Source organism: Telluria sp. GW821-FHT07G12 (genome assembly GCF_059418525.1).
Window position 1 is genome coordinate 114,525 of record NZ_JBWKQA010000005.1, and the last position, 19,590, is coordinate 134,114.

Sequence of the window (19,590 nt, forward strand, 5' to 3'; positions counted from 1 at the left end):
GCCGGCTTTTTTACGTGGACGTGTCCACGCAAGCATCATTTCAGATACTTGTTGAACCAGCCGATTTCGCGGGCGCGCAGATCCTTCTGGTGCTCCGGCTTGCGGAAGGCATGCCCTTCCCCTTCGTAGATCACCAGGGTGGTCGGCACGCCCATCGCCTTCAGCCCATGCCAGAACTCCATCGACTGCGCCGGCGGGCATTCCACGTCGCGCTCGCCCACGTAGATCAGGGTCGGCGTCTTCGCATCCTTGATCGATTCGATCGGCGAGGCACGGCGGTAGACGGCAGGATCGTCGTACATGGTGGCGCCGAAGAAGGGCACCATCCACTGGTCGATGCCGTTCTGGCCGTAGTAGCTGATCCAGTTGGCGATGCCGGCGCCGGCCACCGCGGCCTTGAAGCGCTGGCTGTGCGTCACACCCCACATCGTCATGTAGCCGCCGTAGGAGTGGCCCATCAGGCCGAGGCGGTTGCCGTCGATCGGCGCCTGCCTGATGGCCGCATCGACGCCGGCCAGGATGTCGCGCCAGTCGCCGCCGCCGAAGTCCTTGCGGTTGGCGCTGGTGAAGTTCGAACCCTGGCCGTAGCTGCCGCGCGGATTCGGCATGAACACGAAATAGCCCTGGTTGACCAGGTCGCGCACCAGCGAGTTACCGCCCTCACCGCCCGAGATGTAGCGCGGCGTGGCTGCCGCGGCGGGGCCGCCGTGCACCTGCACGATCATCGGGTACTTCTTGTCGGCGCCGACCATGCGCGGGCCGACCAGCCAGCCCTGCACCTTGTAGCCTTCGTTGGTCCAGCTGACGTTTTGCGCCGAGACCACCGGGCCGAAGGACTCGTTGTCGCGGGTGATCGCATTCATCTCCGGCAGGCGGCCGGCGACGATGCGCGGCGCGTGCTCGTAATCTTCGTGCACCGAGGCCGCGACCTTGCCGTCCGCGCTGAACACGAAGCGGCCGTCGCGCGAAGCGGAGGCCGAGACCGGCCCTTTCCACAGCACGCGGCTGCTGCGCGCCGCCGGGTCGATCGCGACCACGGCCGCATCGGCGCCGGCCAGGCTGGACGCCAGCACCTGGCTGCCGCGCCAGGCGATGCCGTTGAAGGTGCCGGCAAAGCCGGGCGTCACGTCGACCGGCTCGCCGCCGTCGATCGAGACCGTGTAGACGTCGCCGCCGACCGAGCCGAAGTCGCTCATCAGGCCGCCGATGAAGGCGACCGTGCGGCCGTCCGGCGACACGTGCGGCATATTCATCTGCATCTTCGGCGCCGCCAGCACGCGCAGCTTGCCGCTGGATGCATCGACGTGGCCGAGGGTCGCAATCCACCAGTTGTTGTCGCCGTTGCCCTTGGCGCTGGTGACCACGAAGCCCTTGCCGTCCGGGGTCCAGTCGTATTCGTAGATGAAGGTGTCGTCCGGGGACACCAGCCTGTAGTAGCCGCCCGAGACGGAGACGACGGCGATGCGCTGCTCGTCTTCCTGCTCGGCCACGCCGATTTCGCCGATCTGGCGCGCGCCCGCTTCCACCGCGCCGGTCAGCTTCTTGGCGCCGACGGTTGCGAGGAAGGCCAGTTCGCGGCCATTCGGCGACCAGCGCACGGAATTCGCCACGCCCTTGATGGTGGCGACCGTGGTCAGTTTGCCGTCGCGCAGGACCTTGACGGTGGCGACGCCGGTCTTGGGATCGGTACTGACGAACGCCATGGCTGTGCCGTCCGGCGACCATACCGGCGCCTCGATGCGGCAGCCGCTGCAGTCGGGCTGCTGGAAGGTCGAGACGATCTTGCCGGTGGCGGTCTCGCGCACGACGATGCTCGGCCCGTTCTTCGCTTCGCCCTCGACCATTTCCAGCGCCGCCAGGCGCTCGCCATTGCCCGACATCGCCAGCGAGCGGTAGCTGCGCATGCCCTCGGCCGAGCTGATACCGGCCGCCGCCAGCAGCGCCAGCAATACCAATGGCTTCACGCCACGAATCGTCGTGTACATCCTAGTCCCCTCTTGTTTTATTCTGCGGTAAATACAGGCGAGCGAATGCCCTGCCTACTGATGATGTTGCCAGCGGGCAGTCTACGCCAAACAGAAGGGAAACGGAGAAAATTTGTCCGGCCGGGGCCGGACGCTTTCCTTACTTGGCGGCGGTGAGCATGCGCTCGACGTAGCGCGCGATCAGGTCGATCTCGAGGTTCACCCTGGCGCCCGCATGCAGGTGCTTCAGGGTGGTGACGGCGATCGTGTGCGGGATCAGGTTGATCGAAAAGCGGCAGACCCTGGCGCCGTTCGCTTCCAGGTCCTCGACGCTGTTCACGGTCAGCGAGACGCCATTCACCACGATCGAGCCCTTGTAGGCCAGGTACTTGCCCAGCTCCAGCGGCGCATCGACGACCAGCTTGAAGGATTCGCCGATCGGCTCGAAGCTGTGCACCGTGCCCAGGCCGTCGACGTGGCCCGAGACCAGGTGGCCGCCGAGGCGCTCGGCCAGGGTCAGCGCCTTTTCCAGGTTCACTTCGCCCGGCTGGTCCAGGCCCGCGGTGCGGTTCAGGCTCTCGCGCGAGACGTCCACCGCGAAGGCGTTGCCGGTCTTCTCGACCACGGTCATGCAGGCGCCGTTGATGGCGATCGAGTCGCCCAGCGCGACGTCGTCCAGCCCCAGGCCGCCGGCCTCGATCTGCAGGCGCACGCCCGCGAACGAACCGCCTTCGAGCGGCTTGACCGATTGGATGCTGCCGACGGCAGCGACGATTCCGGTAAACATTCTTATCCTTTCGATTGATTAAAGCGCGCCAGGATGCGCAGGTCGGGGCCGACCTGCTGCACGCCGTGGAAACGCAGCGCCAGCTTGTCCTTCAATTGCACCAGCGGCGGCAGCGCGAACATGCCCTGCCCCGGCCCGATCAGGCTGGGCGCCAGGTAGACCAGCAGCTCGTCGACGCAGCCTTCGCGTGCCAGCGAGGCATTCAGCTTACTGCCCGCCTCGACGTGCAGCTCGTTGATTTCGCGGCGGCCCAGCTCCAGCATCAGTTCCGGCAGGTCGACCTTGCCGGCGCCGTTCGGCAGCATGATGACTTCGTGGCCGGCGGTGCGGAGCGCAGCTTCCTTTTCTGCGTTGGCGTGGGCCGCGACGATCCAGCACGGTTCGCCCTGCAGGATGCGGGCGCCGGTATCGATCTCGAGGCGGCTGTCGACGATCACGCGGCGCGGCTGCATCGGCGTGTCGCTCAGTTGGCCGATCATGCGCACGGTCAGCTGCGGATCGTCGGCCTTCACGGTGCCGATGCCGGTCAGGATCGCCTGCGCGCGGGCGCGCCAGGCGTGGCCGTCGGCGCGTGCTTCCGGGCTCGTAATCCACTGGCTCTCGCCGCTGTCGAGCGCGGTGGCGCCATCCAGGCTGGCGGCCGTCTTCAGGCGCACCCAGGGCTTCTTGAAACGCATGCGGTTGAAGAAGCCGATATTCAGTTCGTAGGCCTGCTCGGCCATCAGCCCCGAGCTGACGGCGATGCCGGCCGCTTCCAGCTGAGCCAGGCCGCGCCCGGCCACCAGCGGGTTCGGGTCTTCCATTGCCGCGACCACGCGCCCGAGCCCTGCCTGGATCAGCGCATTCGAGCACGGCGGCGTGCGGCCATGGTGGCTGCAGGGTTCGAGCGTCACGTAGGCGGTGGCGCCGCGGACGTCGTTGCCGCGTGCCTGGGCATCGCGCAGGGCCTGGATCTCGGCATGCGCCTGGCCGGCCGGCTGGGTATGGCCGGCGCCGATCACTTCGCCGTCGCGCACGATCACGCAGCCGATGCGCGGGTTCGGCGCCGTGATGTACATGCCCCTGGCTGCCCATTCCAGGGCCAGGGCCATGCCTTCGGTATCGCTCAGTATCAGCACTTGTCTATTCGCTCTGTTCGTTCATGGCGGCGCCGCGGGACCGTCGCAGGACGCGTCGCGCGCCGGGTCGCAGCTGCGGGCCCGGCCCAGCATATTGATTTTAATACGGCGGATGCCGCTGCCGTGGAACAGCGACAGCGTGCCATAGCGCGCCGCCGCCGGGTTGCTGTCGCGGCAGCTGCGCCCGGCGCCATTGTAGGCGATATAGAAAGGCGGCGCCGAGGTGGTGAAGGAAAAGCCGACCGCCATCCCCTGCGCCAGCGGGCCGTGCTCGGCCAGGATGGTGTCGCCGGGGCCGGGTTGACGGTCGCCGTCGCGGTCGAGGAATACGGTCCAGCCCTGGCGCCAGTCAGCGCCGCCGGTTCCTTTCGGCAGCACGGTCACGACCTCGCTGCGCGCCAGCGCCTGGGCGCGCGCCTGGCCGATCGCGGAGAACAGGTCGGCGGCGGCGGCTTTCAGCTGCTGGTTGCGGAGCAGCTGGCGCAGGTCGGGCGCGCCGACGGCCAGCAGGATTGCGGCGATCGCCAGTACCGCGAGCAGTTCGATCAGCGTGAAACCGGCCTGGCGCCGCTGCCGGCGCTGCTTTCGCGGCGCGGGCTTCATGGCCAGCAGCGGCCGGCCCTCTCCGAGCCGTGTACGCCCAGGCTGTCGAGGGTCAGCGCGCCGCAATCCCTATCGCGAAAGCGCCCGTCGACCTTCGACGTGCCCGGGGTGGCGCGCACCTCGACGCAATCGGCGATGTCGCGGCCCGGGCAGGCGTGGGCATCCAGCTCGTAGTAGCTGACGGCGGCGCTCACGCCCGACCACCAGGGAAAGCCCGCCGGCGCGGCGTCGCCACTGGTCGAGGAGAACTCGACATAGGTGTTGTGCTGCAGGTGGTAGCGCTCCTGCTGCTGCATCACGTCGATCAGGGCAATCTGTCCTTCGGTGCGCTTGGTGCGGGTGATGTGGCTGGTGTAGCTCGGGATGGCCACCGCCGCCATGATGGACAGGATCGCCAGTACCACCAGCATTTCGATCAGGGTAAAGCCGCGCTTCGTGTTCATGCTTTCCTCGCTCTCTCGTTCTTGTGATGTCAGTGCTTATTCCGTGGCCTGGGCGTGCAGCTGCGGCCAGTTGGCGATTTCGCGCCAGCCGATGCGGCCTGCCGGGAGCTGGGCCGGCGGGGCGGCGTTGCCGTTGCCAGGACCTTCGCCATTGCCCCGGCCGGCGCCAGGCGGATCGGGTCCGACGGGATCGGCTGGGCCGCCCGGTTCGTTGCCGCCGGCGTCCGGTGGCCCCGCCCCGCCCGCGGGTGAGGGTCTGGGCTTGCGCACCACCGACTGCAACACGACGCGTGTCGAATCTCGGCTGCCGAAGCCGATCGCCGTGACCCTGTAAAAACTGCCGAGCGATGCGCCGGCGCCAGGTGGCGCGATCTTTTCGATGAGGTAGGCCGGCAGGCGCGCCGGCAGCAAGCCCCGGCCGGTCGCCAGGCTCGCGCCGGTGTAATGTCCATAGGGCACCAGCGCCGGGTTGTCGGCATCGGCCAGGTCCTGCAGCTGCCATGCCGGCGGCGAGGTCGCCAGGCACAATCCGCGTGCCGAACCGGCGCGGCCGCAACCGCTGACGAAGCTGGCGACGCCGGCTTCCGTAAACTGCGTGGCCCGCGCAGGGCCGACCGCGGAGGACGCGGCAGCGATGTCGCGCTCGGCATCGTGCAGGGCGGCTTCCGCGGCCTCGTGCGCAATGCTGCGCTCGCGCTCGGCCCCGGCCGAGGCGATGGAGGCGAATACGGTGCTGCACACGGACACGCCGATCAGCATGGCCGCCATCATCAGCAGCAGCGCGCAGACCAGCGCCGCGCCATGTTCGCGCGCTCTCATAAGGCCCCCGCAGGCAAGGCCACCGTCAGCGTGAACAGCCTGCGCTCGCGCCGCCGCAGCCCGTCCGGCAGCGCAGCCTCGCGCACCACCGTCCCGAGGTCGCTTTCCGATGCGCTGGCCGCATGCGCGGAGCCAAACAATTGGAACTCGATGTCCCCACGCCCCCGCCGTGTCGGCCGCGCGCCATGCAGCAGCAGGCCGATGCGCACGCTCACGACGCGCTTCCACCAGGTATGACGGTTCAGCTCCTGCGCCGGCAGGCCGGCATAGGCCGCATCCAGCGCGCGGATCGCGTCGGCGTTTACGTAGCGGTTGGCGGCGCCGTCGCGCGGGGTGTCGGTGTCAATGCCGTACAGGACCTGGAAACTGTCGACGCCCGCGACGACGGCGTCCGCGCTCCAGTTGCCGGCGCCGCGGTACTTGCAGCGCAGCTCGGGCTCGCCGTCGCCGTTCTTCGCCACGTAGAAGATGCTCCAGCCCTCCTCGCCCGAGCCGACGCCAAAGCCGGCGCAATTCAGGACGCTGCCGTCGCCATTCGCGCCGCTGCCGGCGCCGGGGAAGCGCACGGCCAGCACGTCGCTGCCGTTGGCGACAACGGCGAGCGGAATGTCGATGCCGGTGCTGGTACTGCCGAGCGAGCGCGCGTCCAGCCCCGCCAGGCGGGCCGGCAGGATGTCAATCGGCGCGGACAGGTCCAATTGAAGCGGATCGGCATGGGCCGCCTGGCGCACGGCGCGGCCGAGCACATCGAGAGCGTAACGGCCGGCATCGTCGAGCGCGGCGGCCTCCAGCTGCGCGGCGTAGGCGCCGTTGGCCAGGCCCAGCAGCCGGGCGGCGGCCAGCACGACCGCCAGGCCGATGCTCAGCGCCACCATCATCTCGACCAGGGTCAGGCCGGCCTGGCGCGGGTGGAGGCGAAAGATCATGGCGCGCCCGCCCCAAGCGTCAGGAACACGGCCGGCGCAGACGGGGCGTCCGGTGCCGCCTGCCGGTCGCGCCAGCCCAGCTTGATGGCGACGGGCGCGTCCGGTCCGCCGGTACAGGCCCAGGCCAGCAGGCCGCTCGCGTCCGGTTCCTGGGCATCGCGGCAGACGCGGATCCGTCCTCCGGGAAAGCGGTCCCGCAATTGAGCCGCGGTTTCGTCGAGGTCGAAGTTCGCCAGCTCGAGCGGACTGCAATCGACGGAACCGTAGCAGGAGGCCGCGGCAGCGGGCGGCGCAGCGGCGTCGACATCGAACTGGAGATAGGGATTGGCGGCATCCGGCAAGGCCATCGCGGCCGGATTCGCACGCATGCGCTCGGCGAGCGAGCCGGCCAGCCGCATGCCGTCGGCCAGGCGCCCTGCCTCGCCCGCGGCGCGCACGGCCACTGCCTGCACGGCCGCGGCCCCGGCGACGCCCAAAGCGACGACGAACAGGGCCACCAGCACTTCCACCAGCGTGTAGCCGCCGGCGAAAGCATTGGCATGTAAGCGGCCGTGCATGCTGAACCTCCAGGTCTCGAACAGGGAGACCCGAACTTATCAGGCGAGCTCAGGGCAGCCGTAAAGACGGCTCAAGCGTAGAGATGGAACTTCTTCAGGTGGGATTGGTTTTCGCGCCCGGACCGACTTCCGCAATCGCTTCCTGGAACTCGGCCAGGTCTTCGAAGTTCTTGTAGACGGAGGCAAAGCGGATGTAGGCGATCTTGTCGAGACGCTTGAGTTCCTGCATCACGAGTTCGCCGACGTAGACGCTGTCGACTTCGCGGCGGCCGCTGGTGAGCAGTTTTTCCTCGATCGAGGAGATGGCGGCGTCGATCGCGCCGGCGGCAACGGGACGCTTGCGCAGAGCCAGCATCAGGCTGCCGCGCAGTTTGGAGGATTCGAATTCGGTACGGCTGCCGTTCTTCTTGACGATGATCGGCATCGAGAGCTCGACGCGCTCGTAGGTGGTAAAGCGCTTGTCGCATTGGGCGCAGCGGCGCCGGCGGCGGATGGAATCGCCCTCCTCGGATACGCGGGTATCGAGGACCTGGGTGTCTTCATGCTGACAGAAAGGGCATTTCATGGTCGCCGGGGCTGCTGCGCTTGATCGCTTTATGCTGCGTAGACCGGGTACTTGTCGGTCAGCTTTTTCACCTCAAGCTTGACGCGCTCGATGGTCGCGGCGTCGTGCGGGTTGTCCAGCACGTCGGCGATCAGGTTGCCCACCTTGGTCGCATCTTCTTCCTTGAAGCCGCGGGTGGTGAAGGCCGGGCTGCCGAGGCGGATGCCGGAGGTCACGAAAGGCTTCTGCGGGTCGTTCGGGATGCCGTTCTTATTACAGGTCATGTGCGCCTGGCCCAGGATCGCTTCCGCTTCCTTGCCGGTCAGGCCTTTCGAACGCAGGTCGACCAGCATCACGTGCGACTCGGTACGGCCCGAGACGATGCGCAGGCCGCGTGCGATCAGCGCTTCGGCCAGGGCCTTGGCGTTCTTCACGACTTGCTGCTGGTATGCCTTGAATTCCGGCGACTGCGCTTCCTTGAAGGCGACGGCCTTGCCGGCGATGACGTGCATGAGCGGACCGCCCTGGATGCCCGGGAAGATTGCCGAGTTGATGGCTTTCTCGTGCTCGGCCTTCATCAGGATGATGCCGCCGCGCGGGCCGCGCAGGGATTTGTGGGTGGTCGAGGTGACGAAGTCGGCGTAGGGCACCGGGTTCGGGTACTCGCCCGCGGCGATCAGGCCGGCGTAGTGGGCCATGTCGACCATGAAGTAGGCGCCGATTTCCTTGGCGATTTTCGCGAAGCGCTCGAAGTCGATGCGCAGCGAGAAGGCCGAGGCGCCGGCGATGATCAGCTTCGGCTTGTGCTCGCGGGCCAGGGCTTCCATCTGCTCGTAGTCGATGTCTTCCTGCTCGGTCAGGCCGTAGGAGATGACGTTGAACCATTTGCCCGACATGTTCAGGGCCATGCCGTGGGTCAGGTGGCCGCCTTCGGCCAGCGACATGCCCATGATGGTGTCGCCCGGCTTCAGCATGGCGAAGAACACGCCCTGATTGGCCTGCGAGCCCGAGTTCGGCTGGACGTTGGCGGCTTCGGCGCCGAACAGTTGCTTGACGCGGTCGATCGCCAGCTGCTCGGCGACGTCGACGTATTCGCAGCCGCCGTAGTAGCGCTTGCCCGGATAGCCTTCCGCGTACTTATTGGTCAGCTGGGAGCCCTGCGCCTGCATGACTGCCGGCGAGGTGTAGTTCTCGGACGCGATCAGCTCGATGTGGTCTTGCTGGCGGGTGTTTTCCTTCTGAATGGCATCCCACAGTTCCGGGTCGACGTTGGCGAGCGTGTGATCTTTTGCAAACATGAAAAAAACTCCAATCGATAAGAGTACCAGGCAACAGGCAGCGCTGAACCGGGGCGGGAGCGAGAAACACGGCAGCCGCCGATACGAAGCGTACCAGTCGAAGGCTGCCCAGGCGAACGGCAAACGACGTCTCACGCTCCCCGGTGGATTTCCACCTTCGCCGCCTGCGGGCGGTTTTCGCCAGTTACGTGAGACGTAAATGGAACTGCCGATTGTAAGGTATGACACATGGGGTAAGCAATGATCATTTCGGCTACAATCTTGCAGTTCTGTCTTCACCATCCATCATCCGGGATCCCATCATGATCGTATTCATTACCGGCGCATCGGCCGGCTTCGGCGCCGCGATGGCGCGCACCTTCGTCAAGAACGGCCACCAGGTAGTGCTGGCTGCGCGGCGCAAGGACCGGCTGGAGTCGCTGGCCCGGGAGCTGGGCGAATCCGCGTTGCCGGTCGCGATGGACGTCACCGACAAGGCCTCGATCGAGGAAGCGCTGTCGATGCTGCCGCAGTCCTGGCGCCAGATCGACGTCCTGATCAATAACGCGGGCCTGGCGCTGAACACCAAGCCGGCGCACGAGGTCCCGCTGGAAGATTGGGACACCATGATCGCCACCAACGTCAAGGGCTTGGTGACCATGACCCACGCCGTCCTACCCTCGATGGTCGAGCGCGGCAGCGGCCTGGTCATCAACCTGGGCTCGGTTGCCGGCCATTACCCCTACCCGGGCGGCAATGTGTATGGCGCAACCAAGGCCTTCGTCGAACAGTTCACATTGAACCTGCGCGCCGACCTGGTGGGCACCGGTGTTCGCGCTACCAACCTGGCGCCGGGCCTGTGCGGCGGCACCGAATTCTCGAACGTGCGCCTGAAGGGCGACGACGCCGCGGCCGCCAAGGTCTACGAGGGCACCCAGCCGCTGACCGCCGAAGACATCGCCGAGACCGCCTACTGGATCGCTACCCTGCCCCCGCACGTCAACATCAACCTGATCGAAATGATGCCGACCTGCCAGGGCTTCTCGCCTTTCAACATCAAGCGCACACAGGCCTGACGCCGGTTTCCGTGGCGACGCAGGTTGTTAGAAAGTGTTACAGTTGTTGGCTGAGTATGCATGCTTAGCGTTTACTCATGCCCGCTAATCTTCGAAGGTTTATGTACTGCACCGCACATAAGCCTGTCGAAAATCGCGTAAAATGTTTCCCAATTTCATTTATGGCAGCTGAAATGCCTTCAGTTTTCACCTGGACGGTGCGGGTCTATTACGAAGATACGGACGCCGGCGGCATCGTGTACTACGCCAACTACCTGAAGTTCTTTGAACGTGCGCGCACCGAATGGCTGCGTTCGCTCGGCATTCATCAGCAAACCCTGCTCGACGAGGAAAACGCTGCCTTCGTGGTGCGCAGCGCCAGCGTCGAGTACCTGGCGTCCGCGCGCCTGGACGATGAAGTGACCCTGAAACTGACCGTGGAAAAGCTCGGCCGCGCCTCGGTCCAGTTCGCCCAGCAAGCCTGGCGCGGCGAAACCCTGCTGTCGACCGCGAACGTGAAAGTGGGCTGCGTCGATGCCCAAACCATGCGCCCCCGTTCCCTTCCTGCAACTATCGCTGCTAAAATGCGGGCCGACTGACACATTTGAACAAATATACTGATGAACGCAGTCCAAGACCTCTCCTTTATTGAACTGATCGCCAACGCGCACATCCTGGTCAAGCTGATCATGCTGCTGCTGTTCGCGATTTCCGTAATCAGCTGGACTTATATTTTCCGCAAGGTCTTCGCGATCCGCGCCGCGCGTCGCCTGACCGAGCAGTTCGAGCGCAGCTTCTGGGCCGGCGGCAACCTGCACACCCTGCACCAGAGCGCCAGCACCCAGCGCGACCAGAGCGGCCCGCTGGCCCGTATCTTCGAGGCCGGCATGGGCGAATTCATCAAGGGCAAGCAGGCCGCCCGCGACGCCCTCGACCTCGGCGCCGTGCTGGACGGCGCCCGCCGCGCGATGCGCGCCGCCTTCCACCGCGAACTGGACCACCTCGATACGCACCTGAACTTCCTGGCCTCGGTCGGTTCGGTGTCCCCGTACATCGGCCTGCTCGGCACCGTGTGGGGCATCATGAACGCCTTCCGCGGCCTGGCCAACGTGCAGCAGGCAACCCTGGCCGTCGTCGCTCCGGGCATTGCCGAAGCGCTGATCGCCACCGCGATCGGCCTGTTCGCGGCGATCCCGGCCGTGGTCGCGTACAACCGCTTCACCCACGATATCGACCGTCTCGCGATCCGCTTCGAAAGCTTCGTCGAGGAATTCTCGAACATCCTGCAGCGCCAGTCGCGCTGAGCGCAACGGGATAGTGAGGTAAGAACATGGCATTCAACAGCAACCTGCGCAACGGACGCCGCAAGCTGAAGTCCGAAATCAACGTCGTGCCCTACATCGACGTGATGCTGGTGCTGCTCATCATCTTCATGGCGGTGCCGCCGGCGCAGAACCCCAGCGAGATCAAGCTGCCCAGCGCCGAGCGCTCGACCCAGCCGCCGGACGATTACATCAATATCTCGGTGAAGAGCAATGCCCAGCTGCAGATCGGCATCAACGGCAAGAACAGCAGCGCGCCCGAGGACATGTCCAGCCGCACTGCCCTGATCGAACGCCTGCGCGCGATCCACGCCGAGCATCCCGACTATCCGGTGATGATTTCGGGCGACCGCGAGAGCAAGTATGACGATGTGATCCAGATGATCTCGGAAGCCAAGAAGATGGGCATCAACCGGGTTGGACTGGCTACCAAATAATGTCGGCAACGAAGAACAACAGCAATGCCATCGGCGGCTCGCCCTACCAGGTGCCGCCGGAACCGAACCGCATGTCCTCGATCGGACTGGCGGTGGGCGTGCACGCCCTGCTGCTGGCCTTCCTGGTGATCGGCATTAACTGGACCAACAACCAGCCGATCGCGGTCGAAGCCGAGGTATGGGACACCACCATACAAAGCGCGGCGCCGCCCGCACCGCAGCCGCAGGTTCAGCCGGAACCCGAGCCGGAGCCGGAAACGCCGCCGCCGACCCCGCGCGTGGCCGAGCCGCCGCCGGTGGCCGAGCCGGCGCCGCCGAAGCAGCCGGATATTGCCCTGGAACGCGAGAAGAAACGCAAGGAAGAACTGAAGCGCAAGGAAGAAGAGCGCGTCGAGCGCGAGCAGGAACTCGCCAAGCAGAAGCGCGAGGAAGAGAAGAAGGAAAAGGCGCTGGCCGAGAAGAAGGCGCGCGAAGATCAGAAGAAGAAAGAGCAGGAACTGGCCAAGAAGGAAGAAGAGAAGAAAAAGGCCGAGAAGGAAAAGGCCGAGAAGATCGCGAAGGCGAAAGCCGAGAAGCTTGAAGCCGCCAAATTGCAGAAGCTGCGTGACGAGGAAATGAAGCGTCTGACTTCCGGCGCCGGCAATCCGGGCAGCTCGGGCAGCGCCGAGAAATCGACCGCGCCGCGCATCGACAAGGGTTATATCGCCAGCATCGCCGCGAAGATCAAAGGTAATACGACCTATCCGGGCAGCACCGATGTACCGGGCAATCCCGAGGTCGTTTTCCAGGTGGAGCAATTGCCGACCGGTGAGATCCTTTCGGTACGCAAAACCAAGAGCAGCGGCATTCCAGCCTTCGACGACGCGGTGGAACGAGGCATTAACAAATCGTCACCACTACCAAAGAAGAAAGATGGTACGGTAGAGCGATCACTTCCAGTCAGTTTCAAGCTGAAAGACCTGAACTGATCGCTCGAACCCAAACTTAGCTGAGACATTATGAAGAAGAAACTACATTCCCTGCTGTTTTCGGCCACCCTGCTGATGGGCGTGGCTGCACACGCCCAGGTGCGCGTCGAAATCGCCGGCGTGAGCGGTACCCAGATCCCGGTCGCGGTAGCGGCCTTTGCCGACGAATCGGTCGCGCCGGACCAGGTCTCGGCCATCATCCGCGCCGACCTCGAGCGTAGCGGCGTGTTCAAGGTGATCGATGCGCGCCAGACCATCTCCGACACGGCCAGCGTCGACCTCGGCGCCTTCAAGGCCAGCGGTGCGGACGCCCTGGTCGTCGGTTCGGTCAGCCGTATGGCCGACGGCCGCTTCCAGGTCCGCTACAAGCTGATGGACACCGTCAAGCAGACCCAGCTCTCGCAACTGTCGGACGCGGTCGGTGCGCGCAACACCCGCCTCGAAGCCCACCGCATCGCCGACGACGTCTATGAGAAGCTGACCGGCGTGCGCGGCATCTTCTCGACCCGCATCTCGTACGTGAAAGTGAACCCGGGCAAAGGCAACCACAGCTACGAGCTGGTGGTCGCCGACGCCGACGGCGAAAACGAGCAGATCGCCGCCTATGGCCGCGAATCGATCTTCTCGCCGTCCTGGTCGCCGGACGGCACCAAGGTCGCCTACGTATCGCTGGAAAAGCAGAAGCCGATCGTCTACGTGCAGAACCTGATCACCGGCCAGCGCGCGATCCTGTCCAACGAAAAGGGCAACAACTCGGCGCCGGCATGGTCGCCGGACGGCACCAGGCTGCTGCTGTCCCTGTCGAAGACCGGCAATACCCAGATCTTCATCGTGAACGTCGACGGCAGCGGCCTGCGCCGCCTGACCAACGGCACCGACATCGATACCGAAGGCCAGTTCTCGGGCGATGGCCAGACGGTTTATTTCGTGAGCAACCGCAGCGGCGGTGCGCAGATTTACAAGATGAGCGTGAACGGTGGCCAGCCCACCCGCGTCACCTTCAATGGTCGTGAAAATATTTCCCCTCGCATTTCCCCGGACGGCAAGACGCTGGCGTGGATTTCGCAACGCGACGGGGTGTACTGCCTTTACGCGATGGACCTGGCCAGCGGCCAGGAACAGCGCCTGGCCGAAGGGGCCACCGAACCGAGTTTTTCGCCAAACGGCAAATACATCATGTATGCCAACAAGGGCGGCGGGCGCGCCTCGCTGGCCGTGGTGTCCGTTGACGGTCGGGTAAAGCAGCGTCTTTCGACGCAGGCGGGAAACATCAAGGAGCCCAGCTGGGGCCCCTTTATGAAGTAAATATTTTTTGACCAGGAGAAAACCCATGCGCAACATTAAAACTGTAGCCTTCATCGCTTCGGCCGCAGCCCTGCTGTCGGCTTGCTCGTCGACCAAACTGCAAGAACCCCCGGTGGTCGAAAAAGCCCCGGTCGCCAACACCGCGCCGCCGGCCGACACCAGCCGTGACGTCCGCCCGGTCGAGACCGGCACCGTGGACCCGCTGAACGACCCGAAAGGCGTTCTGGCGAACCGCAGCGTCTACTTCGACTTCGACAGCTACGTCGTTCGTGACGACGGCAAGCCGGTCGTCGAGAACCACTCGGCTTACCTGACCAAGAACAAGCAGCGTAAAGTCCTGATCCAGGGTAACACCGACGAGCGCGGCGGCACCGAGTACAACCTGGCCCTGGGCCAGAAGCGTGCCGAAGCCGTGCGCAAATCGATGGCCGCCCTGGGCGTGTCCGACAGCCAGATGGAAGCCGTCTCGCTGGGCGAAGAAAAGCCGAAGGCAACCGGCAGCAACGAAGCCGCCTGGGCTGAAAACCGCCGCGCGGACATCGTCTATCAATAATCGGTCATCCGGTTGATTGACAGTGGGGCGGGATGCAGTGCAGACTGCATCCCGCCCCGTATTGCTTAGGAAGAGTCAGAAATGATCAAAACGTCCCAGTCCCGCCTTGCGGCCATCGCCCTCGCCTTTGCCGCCTGGATGCCCCTGCATGCGAGCGCCGGCATCCTCGACGACGATGAAGCGCGCCGCGCCATCCTCGACCTGCGCGCCAAGGTGGATGCGCTGTCCCGCGACGTCAACGCGCGCCTCGACACCAAGTCGGACAAGACCGCGACCATCGAGATCCTGAACCAGCATGAGCAGACGATGCAGGAAATCGCCCGCCTGCGCGGCCAGCTCGAAGTGCTGGCGAACCAGATCGCGAGCTCGCAGAAGAGCCAGAAAGACCTGTACGCCGACCTCGACGCGCGCATCCGCAAGCTCGAGCCGCGCCAGGAAACCGTCGACGGCCAGACCGTCGAGGTGAAGCCTTCGGAGAAACAGGCCTACGACGCTGCGATGGACCTGTTCAAAACGGGCGACTACAAGGCCGCCGCCAACGCATTGCAGGACTTCGTCCGCCGCTACCCGGACTCCGCTTTCGCCGCCAACGCGCAATACTGGCTCGGCAACACCTACTACGCCCAGCGCGACTACAAGAACGCGATCGCCGCACAGGAAGCAGTCGTCTCGAACTACGGCAACAGCCCCAAAGTACCGGACGCGATGCTCAACATCGCCAGCAACTACATCGAGCTGAAGGACAACAAGAAGGCCAAGAAGATCCTGCAGCAGCTGGTGTCGAAGTACCCGGACACCTCGGCCGCCGCGACTGCCAAGGACCGCCTGGCCAGCCTGAAGTAAGGTCGTTCATGAGCATTTGACAGCCCGGCAGACAGCCCCTATAATCTTGCTTCTTTCGGGTCGTTAGCTCAGTTGGTAGAGCAGCGGACTTTTAATCCGTTGGTCGCTGGTTCGAGCCCAGCACGGCCTACCAGAATTTAGTTGTAAGCATAGAAGGCGTTGCGAATTTTTTCGTGACGCCTTTTTTGTTTTGGTGGCTGTGGACCGCGCTAGCTTTCCAGCAGCCTCAAAGCCTCGATGCTGTCCGGGTCACGCTTCAGCTTCTGCGCCGCCGCCCGGATCTTCTGGTAATAGATCCCGTTCCTCACCCCGCGATAATCCTTGTAGGCTTCGGCGACCGGGTCCGCGCTTCCCTCCCGCTTCGCCTTGTCGATCAGCGCCTGCAGGTAGCGGGTGCCGAGCCGGATATTCGTCGCCTCGTCGACGAAGGCAGGACTGTCGTGGAAGACGTCGGCGTCCCGGTACAGCGTGGCCTCGGGCCGGCGGGCATCCGACGGCTTGCGTAGATTGTCGAGGCGACACAGCTCGCGGTTCGCCACCTTCATCAGCTGCATCAGGCCGCGTGCGCTGCTGCCCTCGGCCTGCGCGCACTTGTCGAAACGGGATTCCATATAGATCTGACAGACGATCATTTCCGTGCTGAGGCAGGACTCGTTGTTCTCCTCGACCAGCTTCCTGATCGCCCGCAGGCGCGCCACCTGCTCGTTTCGCGTGTCCATGTCTGGCTCCTTGCAAACCCGGCAGTGTCATCGTCCCGCCGGCGGCGCCGGGCATGCTTGAGTATGCTCAAGCGCATGCGATATGGGTAAATGGCAAGACGCCAGAGTCCATTGCTCGACCTCAACGGAGCCCGGAATTCCCATCCATTCGTTTCCCAAAGGAATATTCTTATAAGGCCAAGCCGCGTCCGACCTTCCTGTCGGGTAATATCCGATCAGCGCAACACTCAACCACTCAGCCGCCATGCCCCTCGACCTCACAGACACTCTCGTCGTCGGTATTTCCGCCACCGCCCTGTTCGACCTGGCCGAAGCGGATGCCGTCTACAAAGCGAAGTACGCGAAGAACCCGCAGAACGCCCTCGATGAGTACCGCGCCTACATGCTGGAGCGCGAGAACGAACCGCTGCGCGACGGTACCGGCATGCCGCTGGTGCGCGCCCTCCTCGGCCTGAATCGCTTTGCGCCATCGGAATCGAAGCCGCTGGTCGAGGTCGTGGTCATGTCGCGCAACAGCCCGGAGACCGGGGTCCGCGTCTTCAACAACATCCGCTCGCGCGGGCTGCCGATCTCGCGCCACGCCTTTACCGGCGGGCAGTCGGTGGTCGACTACCTGGACGCCTTCGCGGTCGACCTGTTCCTGACCACGAACGTCGAGGATGCCCAGCGCATCATCGACGCCCAGGCCTGCGCCGCTGCGGTCCTGAAGCCGCCGCCGCATTCGGGCGAGGCGCCGCTCGAAGACCAGGTGCGCATCGCCTTCGACGGCGACGCCGTGCTGTTCGACGATTCGAGTGAGCTGGTCTACAAGACCGAGGGCCTGGGCCGCTTCCACACGGTCGAGGACGAGAAGCAGAACGAGCCGATGAACGACGGCCCCTACGCCATCCTGCTGCGCAAGCTGGCCAAGCTGCAGGAGCGCCTGCCCTTCGGCGCGGATGCCTCGCCGGTGCGCATCGCCATCGTCACCGCGCGCAGTGCGCCGGCCGAAATGCGGGTCATCAATACCCTGCGCCACTGGGGCGTCTACGTGAACGAGATCTTCTTCCTGGGCGGCGTGCCGAAGTCGAAGGTGGTAAAGGCCTTCCGCGCCCACATCTTCTTCGACGACCAGGACCTGCACCTCGATCCGGCCGCCAAGCACGTGCCCTCCGGCCGCGTGCCCTACCGCTCGGATTCGCCGCTGTTCTCGCCGCTGGCGGGCATCGACCTGGCCGACGATCCGCCGCTGCTGGTCGAGAAGGTCGAAACCAGCTGAGCGCCGCCGCGCACCTCGAAGCGGGCGCTCGCCGCCGTGCGCCCGTCCTGCCCCACCAGCTTCAGTTCATGCTTGCCCGGCGCCGGCGCCCAGCCGGCGTCCACCACGTCCTGTCCCAGCTTTTCTCCATCCAGCACCAAGGCCATGTCGCGCTCTCCCTGGGCCAGGAAGCGCACCCGCTGCAGCCGTTCCGGGATGTCCGGGTCCAGCGCGATCAGGCTGGAGTCGGCCGGGTACACGATCTTCGGCTGGCGCTGCGACGGCGCCAATAACTCCACAGCCGCGGTCTCGGTGCCGCGCACGAACCACTCGCTGCGCGGCGTTTCGACGGCCGGCGTGAAGGCGACGTTCTGCCGCACCAGGCCTGGCGGCGGCGCCGGCGCGCGGCTGCTGCTGTCGCGGTGCAGGTAATCCATCAGGTCGCGCCACACCGGGGCCGCGCCGGAGACGCCGGAGACGTCCCACATCGGCCGCCCATCGAAATTACCGACCCAGACCCCGACCGTGTAGCGGCTCGTGAATCCCACGCACCAGTTGTCGCGCATGTCCTTGCTGGTGCCGGTCTTCACCGCGCTCCAGAAACTGGTGGCCAGCTCGTTGCGCAGGCCGAAGGTCACGCTGCGCGCACCGCGGTCCGACAGGATGTCGCCGACGATGAAGGCGGCCTTTTCGTCCAGCACCCTGCGCTTGCGTTCCGGTGCGCGCGCACGCAGAGTTACGCTCCCTTGAAGACCGCCATTCGCCAAGGTGCGGTAGGCATTGGTCAGTTCGAGCAGGCTGACGTCGGCCGAGCCGAGCGCCAGCGAGTAGCCGTAGAAGTCGGCAGCCTCGGTCAGGCTCGATAGCCCGACTTCGCGCAGCCGTTCGTGAAAGCGATCGAGGCCCGTCAGCATCAGGGTCCGCACCGCCGGAATGTTCAGCGAGCCGGCCAGGCTGGTGCGCACGCTCGCCACCTCGTGGTAGCGGCGGTCGTAGTTCTGCGGCACGTACAGGCCGCTCACGGTCGGGATGTCGACCGGGGTATCGTCCAGCAGAGACGCGGCGTGCAGGACGCCGCGCTCGATCGCCAGCTCGTACAGGAAGGGTTTCAGGGTCGACCCGGCCTGGCGCAGCGCCGCCACGCCGTCGACTTCGCCGGCGCCGGTATTCGCGACATAGGCCAAAATCTCGCCGCTGTCGTTGTCCAGCACGAGCACGGCGCCATCGCCGACATTGCGTTCGGCCAGCTCGGCCAGGTGGCGGCGCAGTGTCATGGCGGCGAAGCGCTGCAGCTTGCCGTCGATGGTGGAGCGCAGTACGCGCTGCCCCTTGCCCTCGTCCAGCAGCAGGCGCGCGAGCTGGGCCGGTGGCTGCCGGAACGCGGCGCCGGGGCGGGCCAGGGCGACCTCGACCTGCCATTCGATGGTCGCGCAGGACGATGCCGCCTTCAGCTCGGCGGCCAGCGCACAGGCGCGGCGCGCCACCTCGCGCGTGGAGGCGCCCGGCGCGCGCAGCAGGCTGGCCAGGGTCGCCGACTCGCCGAGGTCCAGGCTGGACGGCGCCTTGCCGAACAAGCCGCGCGAGGCCGCGCCGACGCCCTGCAGCTCGCCGCGGAAGCTGGCCAGGTTCAGGTAGGCTTCCAGAATCTGCTGCTTGCTCCAGCCGGCTTCCAGCTCGCGCGCGGCCAGCGCCTGGTCCCATTTCTGGCTCCAGCTGCGGCCCGCCGCGCGCGACGCCAGCGCGGGGTCGAGCAGCCCGGCCAGCTGCATCGTGATGGTCGAGGCGCCGCGCAGGCGCGCCTGGCTGCCGCCCTGGCCGCGGAACAGGTTGTCCCAGGCCGCCTGCCCGACCGCCTTCAGGTCGATGCCGCCGTGCTCCATGAAGCGCTGGTCCTCGGCCTGCATGACCGCGCGGCCCAGGCCGGGCGAGATGTCGGCCAGCGCCACCCAGGGCTGGCGCCGCGCCGCCATGTCGATGCGCACGCTCTCCAGCGGCTCGCCGTGGCGGTCGAGCAGCTGGGCGTCCGACGGCTGCCAGGCAGCCTTCACCTGCGCCGGCGTCGGCACGGCGGCGGTCGCCGGCACCGACAGCGCCGCAACGAACATCAGCGCAT

21 protein-coding genes, 1 tRNA gene and 1 riboswitch are annotated in these 19,590 nt (G+C 65.7%); of the genes, 10 read left to right on the forward strand and 12 right to left on the reverse strand.

Going from position 1 to position 19,590, the window contains the following annotated elements:
• Positions 1–35 precede the first annotated feature (35 nt).
• The 10 genes from AC07PE_RS19135 to glyA all read right to left on the reverse strand — a co-directional run bounded on the left by AC07PE_RS19135 (position 36) and on the right by glyA (position 9,059).
• Positions 36–1,985, reverse strand: a complete 1,950-nt coding sequence (locus AC07PE_RS19135; protein ID WP_498767349.1) for a S9 family peptidase — start codon at positions 1,983–1,985, stop codon at positions 36–38.
• Positions 1,986–2,124: 139 nt separating this feature from the next.
• Positions 2,125–2,751, reverse strand: a complete 627-nt coding sequence (locus AC07PE_RS19140) for a riboflavin synthase (protein WP_498767351.1) — start codon at positions 2,749–2,751, stop codon at positions 2,125–2,127.
• 2 nt (positions 2,752–2,753) lie between these two features.
• Positions 2,754–3,842: a bifunctional diaminohydroxyphosphoribosylaminopyrimidine deaminase/5-amino-6-(5-phosphoribosylamino)uracil reductase RibD gene (gene ribD, locus AC07PE_RS19145; RefSeq protein WP_498767976.1), complete on the reverse strand. Its 1,089-nt coding sequence runs from the start codon at positions 3,840–3,842 to the stop codon at positions 2,754–2,756.
• 48 nt (positions 3,843–3,890) lie between these two features.
• Positions 3,891–4,472 (reverse strand): GspH/FimT family pseudopilin, encoded by a 582-nt coding sequence (locus tag AC07PE_RS19150; RefSeq protein WP_498767353.1) that lies wholly within the window; start codon positions 4,470–4,472, stop codon positions 3,891–3,893.
• A complete protein-coding gene (locus AC07PE_RS19155) occupies positions 4,469–4,915 on the reverse strand; it encodes a type IV pilin protein (protein ID WP_498767356.1) in 447 nt (148 codons plus the stop codon). The genes AC07PE_RS19150 and AC07PE_RS19155 overlap by 4 nt, the downstream gene beginning before the upstream one ends.
• A gap of 36 nt (positions 4,916–4,951) precedes the next feature.
• On the reverse strand, positions 4,952–5,734 hold the full coding sequence (locus AC07PE_RS19160) for a pilus assembly PilX family protein (RefSeq protein WP_498767358.1): 783 nt from the start codon (positions 5,732–5,734) through the stop codon (positions 4,952–4,954).
• On the reverse strand, positions 5,731–6,660 hold the full coding sequence (locus AC07PE_RS19165) for a PilW family protein (protein WP_498767360.1): 930 nt from the start codon (positions 6,658–6,660) through the stop codon (positions 5,731–5,733). Before AC07PE_RS19165 ends, AC07PE_RS19160 begins: the two co-directional genes overlap by 4 nt.
• On the reverse strand, positions 6,657–7,217 hold the full coding sequence (gene pilV, locus AC07PE_RS19170; protein ID WP_498767362.1) for a type IV pilus modification protein PilV: 561 nt from the start codon (positions 7,215–7,217) through the stop codon (positions 6,657–6,659). The genes AC07PE_RS19165 and pilV overlap by 4 nt, the downstream gene beginning before the upstream one ends.
• A gap of 94 nt (positions 7,218–7,311) precedes the next feature.
• Positions 7,312–7,782 carry a transcriptional regulator NrdR gene (nrdR, locus tag AC07PE_RS19175; protein WP_498767364.1) on the reverse strand — a complete coding sequence of 157 codons (471 nt, stop codon included), beginning with the start codon at positions 7,780–7,782 and terminating at the stop codon, positions 7,312–7,314.
• 29 nt (positions 7,783–7,811) lie between these two features.
• Positions 7,812–9,059 (reverse strand): serine hydroxymethyltransferase, encoded by a 1,248-nt coding sequence (gene glyA, locus AC07PE_RS19180; protein WP_498767366.1) that lies wholly within the window; start codon positions 9,057–9,059, stop codon positions 7,812–7,814.
• A gap of 99 nt (positions 9,060–9,158) precedes the next feature.
• A riboswitch (ZMP/ZTP riboswitch) is annotated at positions 9,159–9,257 on the reverse strand.
• A 104-nt stretch (positions 9,258–9,361) separates the two neighbouring features.
• Between glyA and AC07PE_RS19185 the strand changes: the two genes are divergently transcribed.
• The 9 genes from AC07PE_RS19185 (at position 9,362) to AC07PE_RS19225 (ending at position 15,654) form a co-directional block, all read left to right on the forward strand.
• Positions 9,362–10,114 (forward strand): SDR family oxidoreductase, encoded by a 753-nt coding sequence (locus tag AC07PE_RS19185; RefSeq protein ID WP_498767368.1) that lies wholly within the window; start codon positions 9,362–9,364, stop codon positions 10,112–10,114.
• A 173-nt stretch (positions 10,115–10,287) separates the two neighbouring features.
• Positions 10,288–10,692 (forward strand): tol-pal system-associated acyl-CoA thioesterase, encoded by a 405-nt coding sequence (gene ybgC, locus AC07PE_RS19190; protein ID WP_498767370.1) that lies wholly within the window; start codon positions 10,288–10,290, stop codon positions 10,690–10,692.
• A gap of 21 nt (positions 10,693–10,713) precedes the next feature.
• Complete coding sequence (tolQ, locus tag AC07PE_RS19195; protein ID WP_498767372.1) at positions 10,714–11,397, forward strand: protein TolQ; 684 nt, start codon at positions 10,714–10,716, stop codon at positions 11,395–11,397.
• Positions 11,398–11,423: 26 nt separating this feature from the next.
• Positions 11,424–11,852, forward strand: coding sequence for a biopolymer transporter ExbD (locus tag AC07PE_RS19200; RefSeq protein ID WP_498767374.1), 429 nt, complete (start codon positions 11,424–11,426; stop codon positions 11,850–11,852).
• Positions 11,852–12,820, forward strand: a complete 969-nt coding sequence (gene tolA / locus AC07PE_RS19205; RefSeq protein ID WP_498767376.1) for a cell envelope integrity protein TolA — start codon at positions 11,852–11,854, stop codon at positions 12,818–12,820. Before AC07PE_RS19200 ends, tolA begins: the two co-directional genes overlap by 1 nt.
• 30 nt (positions 12,821–12,850) lie before the next feature.
• Positions 12,851–14,125, forward strand: coding sequence for a Tol-Pal system beta propeller repeat protein TolB (tolB, locus tag AC07PE_RS19210; RefSeq protein WP_498767379.1), 1,275 nt, complete (start codon positions 12,851–12,853; stop codon positions 14,123–14,125).
• A gap of 25 nt (positions 14,126–14,150) precedes the next feature.
• Entirely contained in the window at positions 14,151–14,678 is a 528-nt protein-coding gene (pal, locus tag AC07PE_RS19215) for a peptidoglycan-associated lipoprotein Pal (RefSeq protein WP_498767381.1), read from the forward strand.
• An 81-nt stretch (positions 14,679–14,759) separates the two neighbouring features.
• Positions 14,760–15,521: a tol-pal system protein YbgF gene (ybgF, locus tag AC07PE_RS19220; protein WP_498767383.1), complete on the forward strand. Its 762-nt coding sequence runs from the start codon at positions 14,760–14,762 to the stop codon at positions 15,519–15,521.
• Positions 15,522–15,578: 57 nt separating this feature from the next.
• Positions 15,579–15,654 (forward strand) — tRNA-Lys (locus tag AC07PE_RS19225).
• Between the two features lie 76 nt (positions 15,655–15,730).
• Here AC07PE_RS19225 and AC07PE_RS19230 read toward each other — a convergent pair.
• Positions 15,731–16,240, reverse strand: a complete 510-nt coding sequence (locus AC07PE_RS19230) for a transglycosylase SLT domain-containing protein (protein ID WP_498767385.1) — start codon at positions 16,238–16,240, stop codon at positions 15,731–15,733.
• Positions 16,241–16,484: 244 nt separating this feature from the next.
• On the opposite strand from AC07PE_RS19230, the gene AC07PE_RS19235 reads away from it, so the two are divergent.
• A complete protein-coding gene (locus AC07PE_RS19235; RefSeq protein ID WP_498767387.1) occupies positions 16,485–17,498 on the forward strand; it encodes a 5'-nucleotidase in 1,014 nt (337 codons plus the stop codon).
• On the opposite strand, the gene pbpC is transcribed toward AC07PE_RS19235, so the two are convergent.
• Positions 17,405–19,582: a penicillin-binding protein 1C gene (gene pbpC, locus AC07PE_RS19240; RefSeq protein ID WP_498767978.1), complete on the reverse strand. Its 2,178-nt coding sequence runs from the start codon at positions 19,580–19,582 to the stop codon at positions 17,405–17,407. The genes AC07PE_RS19235 and pbpC overlap by 94 nt on opposite strands.
• Positions 19,583–19,590: the final 8 nt, after the last annotated feature.

Bases quoted from the DNA above. Each gene is read 5' to 3' on its own strand.
- AC07PE_RS19135 (WP_498767349.1), bottom strand. From the start codon at position 1,985: ATGTACACGACGATTCGTGGCGTGAAGCCATTGGTATTGCTGGCGCTG.
- AC07PE_RS19140 (WP_498767351.1), bottom strand. From the start codon at position 2,751: ATGTTTACCGGAATCGTCGCTGCCGTCGGCAGCATCCAATCGGTCAAG.
- ribD (WP_498767976.1), bottom strand. From the start codon at position 3,842: ATGGCCCTGGCCCTGGAATGGGCAGCCAGGGGCATGTACATCACGGCG.
- AC07PE_RS19150 (WP_498767353.1), bottom strand. From the start codon at position 4,472: ATGAAGCCCGCGCCGCGAAAGCAGCGCCGGCAGCGGCGCCAGGCCGGT.
- AC07PE_RS19155 (WP_498767356.1), bottom strand. From the start codon at position 4,915: ATGAACACGAAGCGCGGCTTTACCCTGATCGAAATGCTGGTGGTACTG.
- AC07PE_RS19160 (WP_498767358.1), bottom strand. From the start codon at position 5,734: ATGAGAGCGCGCGAACATGGCGCGGCGCTGGTCTGCGCGCTGCTGCTG.
- AC07PE_RS19165 (WP_498767360.1), bottom strand. From the start codon at position 6,660: ATGATCTTTCGCCTCCACCCGCGCCAGGCCGGCCTGACCCTGGTCGAG.
- pilV (WP_498767362.1), bottom strand. From the start codon at position 7,217: ATGCACGGCCGCTTACATGCCAATGCTTTCGCCGGCGGCTACACGCTG.
- nrdR (WP_498767364.1), bottom strand. From the start codon at position 7,782: ATGAAATGCCCTTTCTGTCAGCATGAAGACACCCAGGTCCTCGATACC.
- glyA (WP_498767366.1), bottom strand. From the start codon at position 9,059: ATGTTTGCAAAAGATCACACGCTCGCCAACGTCGACCCGGAACTGTGG.
- AC07PE_RS19185 (WP_498767368.1), top strand. From the start codon at position 9,362: ATGATCGTATTCATTACCGGCGCATCGGCCGGCTTCGGCGCCGCGATG.
- ybgC (WP_498767370.1), top strand. From the start codon at position 10,288: ATGCCTTCAGTTTTCACCTGGACGGTGCGGGTCTATTACGAAGATACG.
- tolQ (WP_498767372.1), top strand. From the start codon at position 10,714: ATGAACGCAGTCCAAGACCTCTCCTTTATTGAACTGATCGCCAACGCG.
- AC07PE_RS19200 (WP_498767374.1), top strand. From the start codon at position 11,424: ATGGCATTCAACAGCAACCTGCGCAACGGACGCCGCAAGCTGAAGTCC.
- tolA (WP_498767376.1), top strand. From the start codon at position 11,852: ATGTCGGCAACGAAGAACAACAGCAATGCCATCGGCGGCTCGCCCTAC.
- tolB (WP_498767379.1), top strand. From the start codon at position 12,851: ATGAAGAAGAAACTACATTCCCTGCTGTTTTCGGCCACCCTGCTGATG.
- pal (WP_498767381.1), top strand. From the start codon at position 14,151: ATGCGCAACATTAAAACTGTAGCCTTCATCGCTTCGGCCGCAGCCCTG.
- ybgF (WP_498767383.1), top strand. From the start codon at position 14,760: ATGATCAAAACGTCCCAGTCCCGCCTTGCGGCCATCGCCCTCGCCTTT.
- AC07PE_RS19230 (WP_498767385.1), bottom strand. From the start codon at position 16,240: ATGGACACGCGAAACGAGCAGGTGGCGCGCCTGCGGGCGATCAGGAAG.
- AC07PE_RS19235 (WP_498767387.1), top strand. From the start codon at position 16,485: ATGCCCCTCGACCTCACAGACACTCTCGTCGTCGGTATTTCCGCCACC.
- pbpC (WP_498767978.1), bottom strand. From the start codon at position 19,582: ATGTTCGTTGCGGCGCTGTCGGTGCCGGCGACCGCCGCCGTGCCGACG.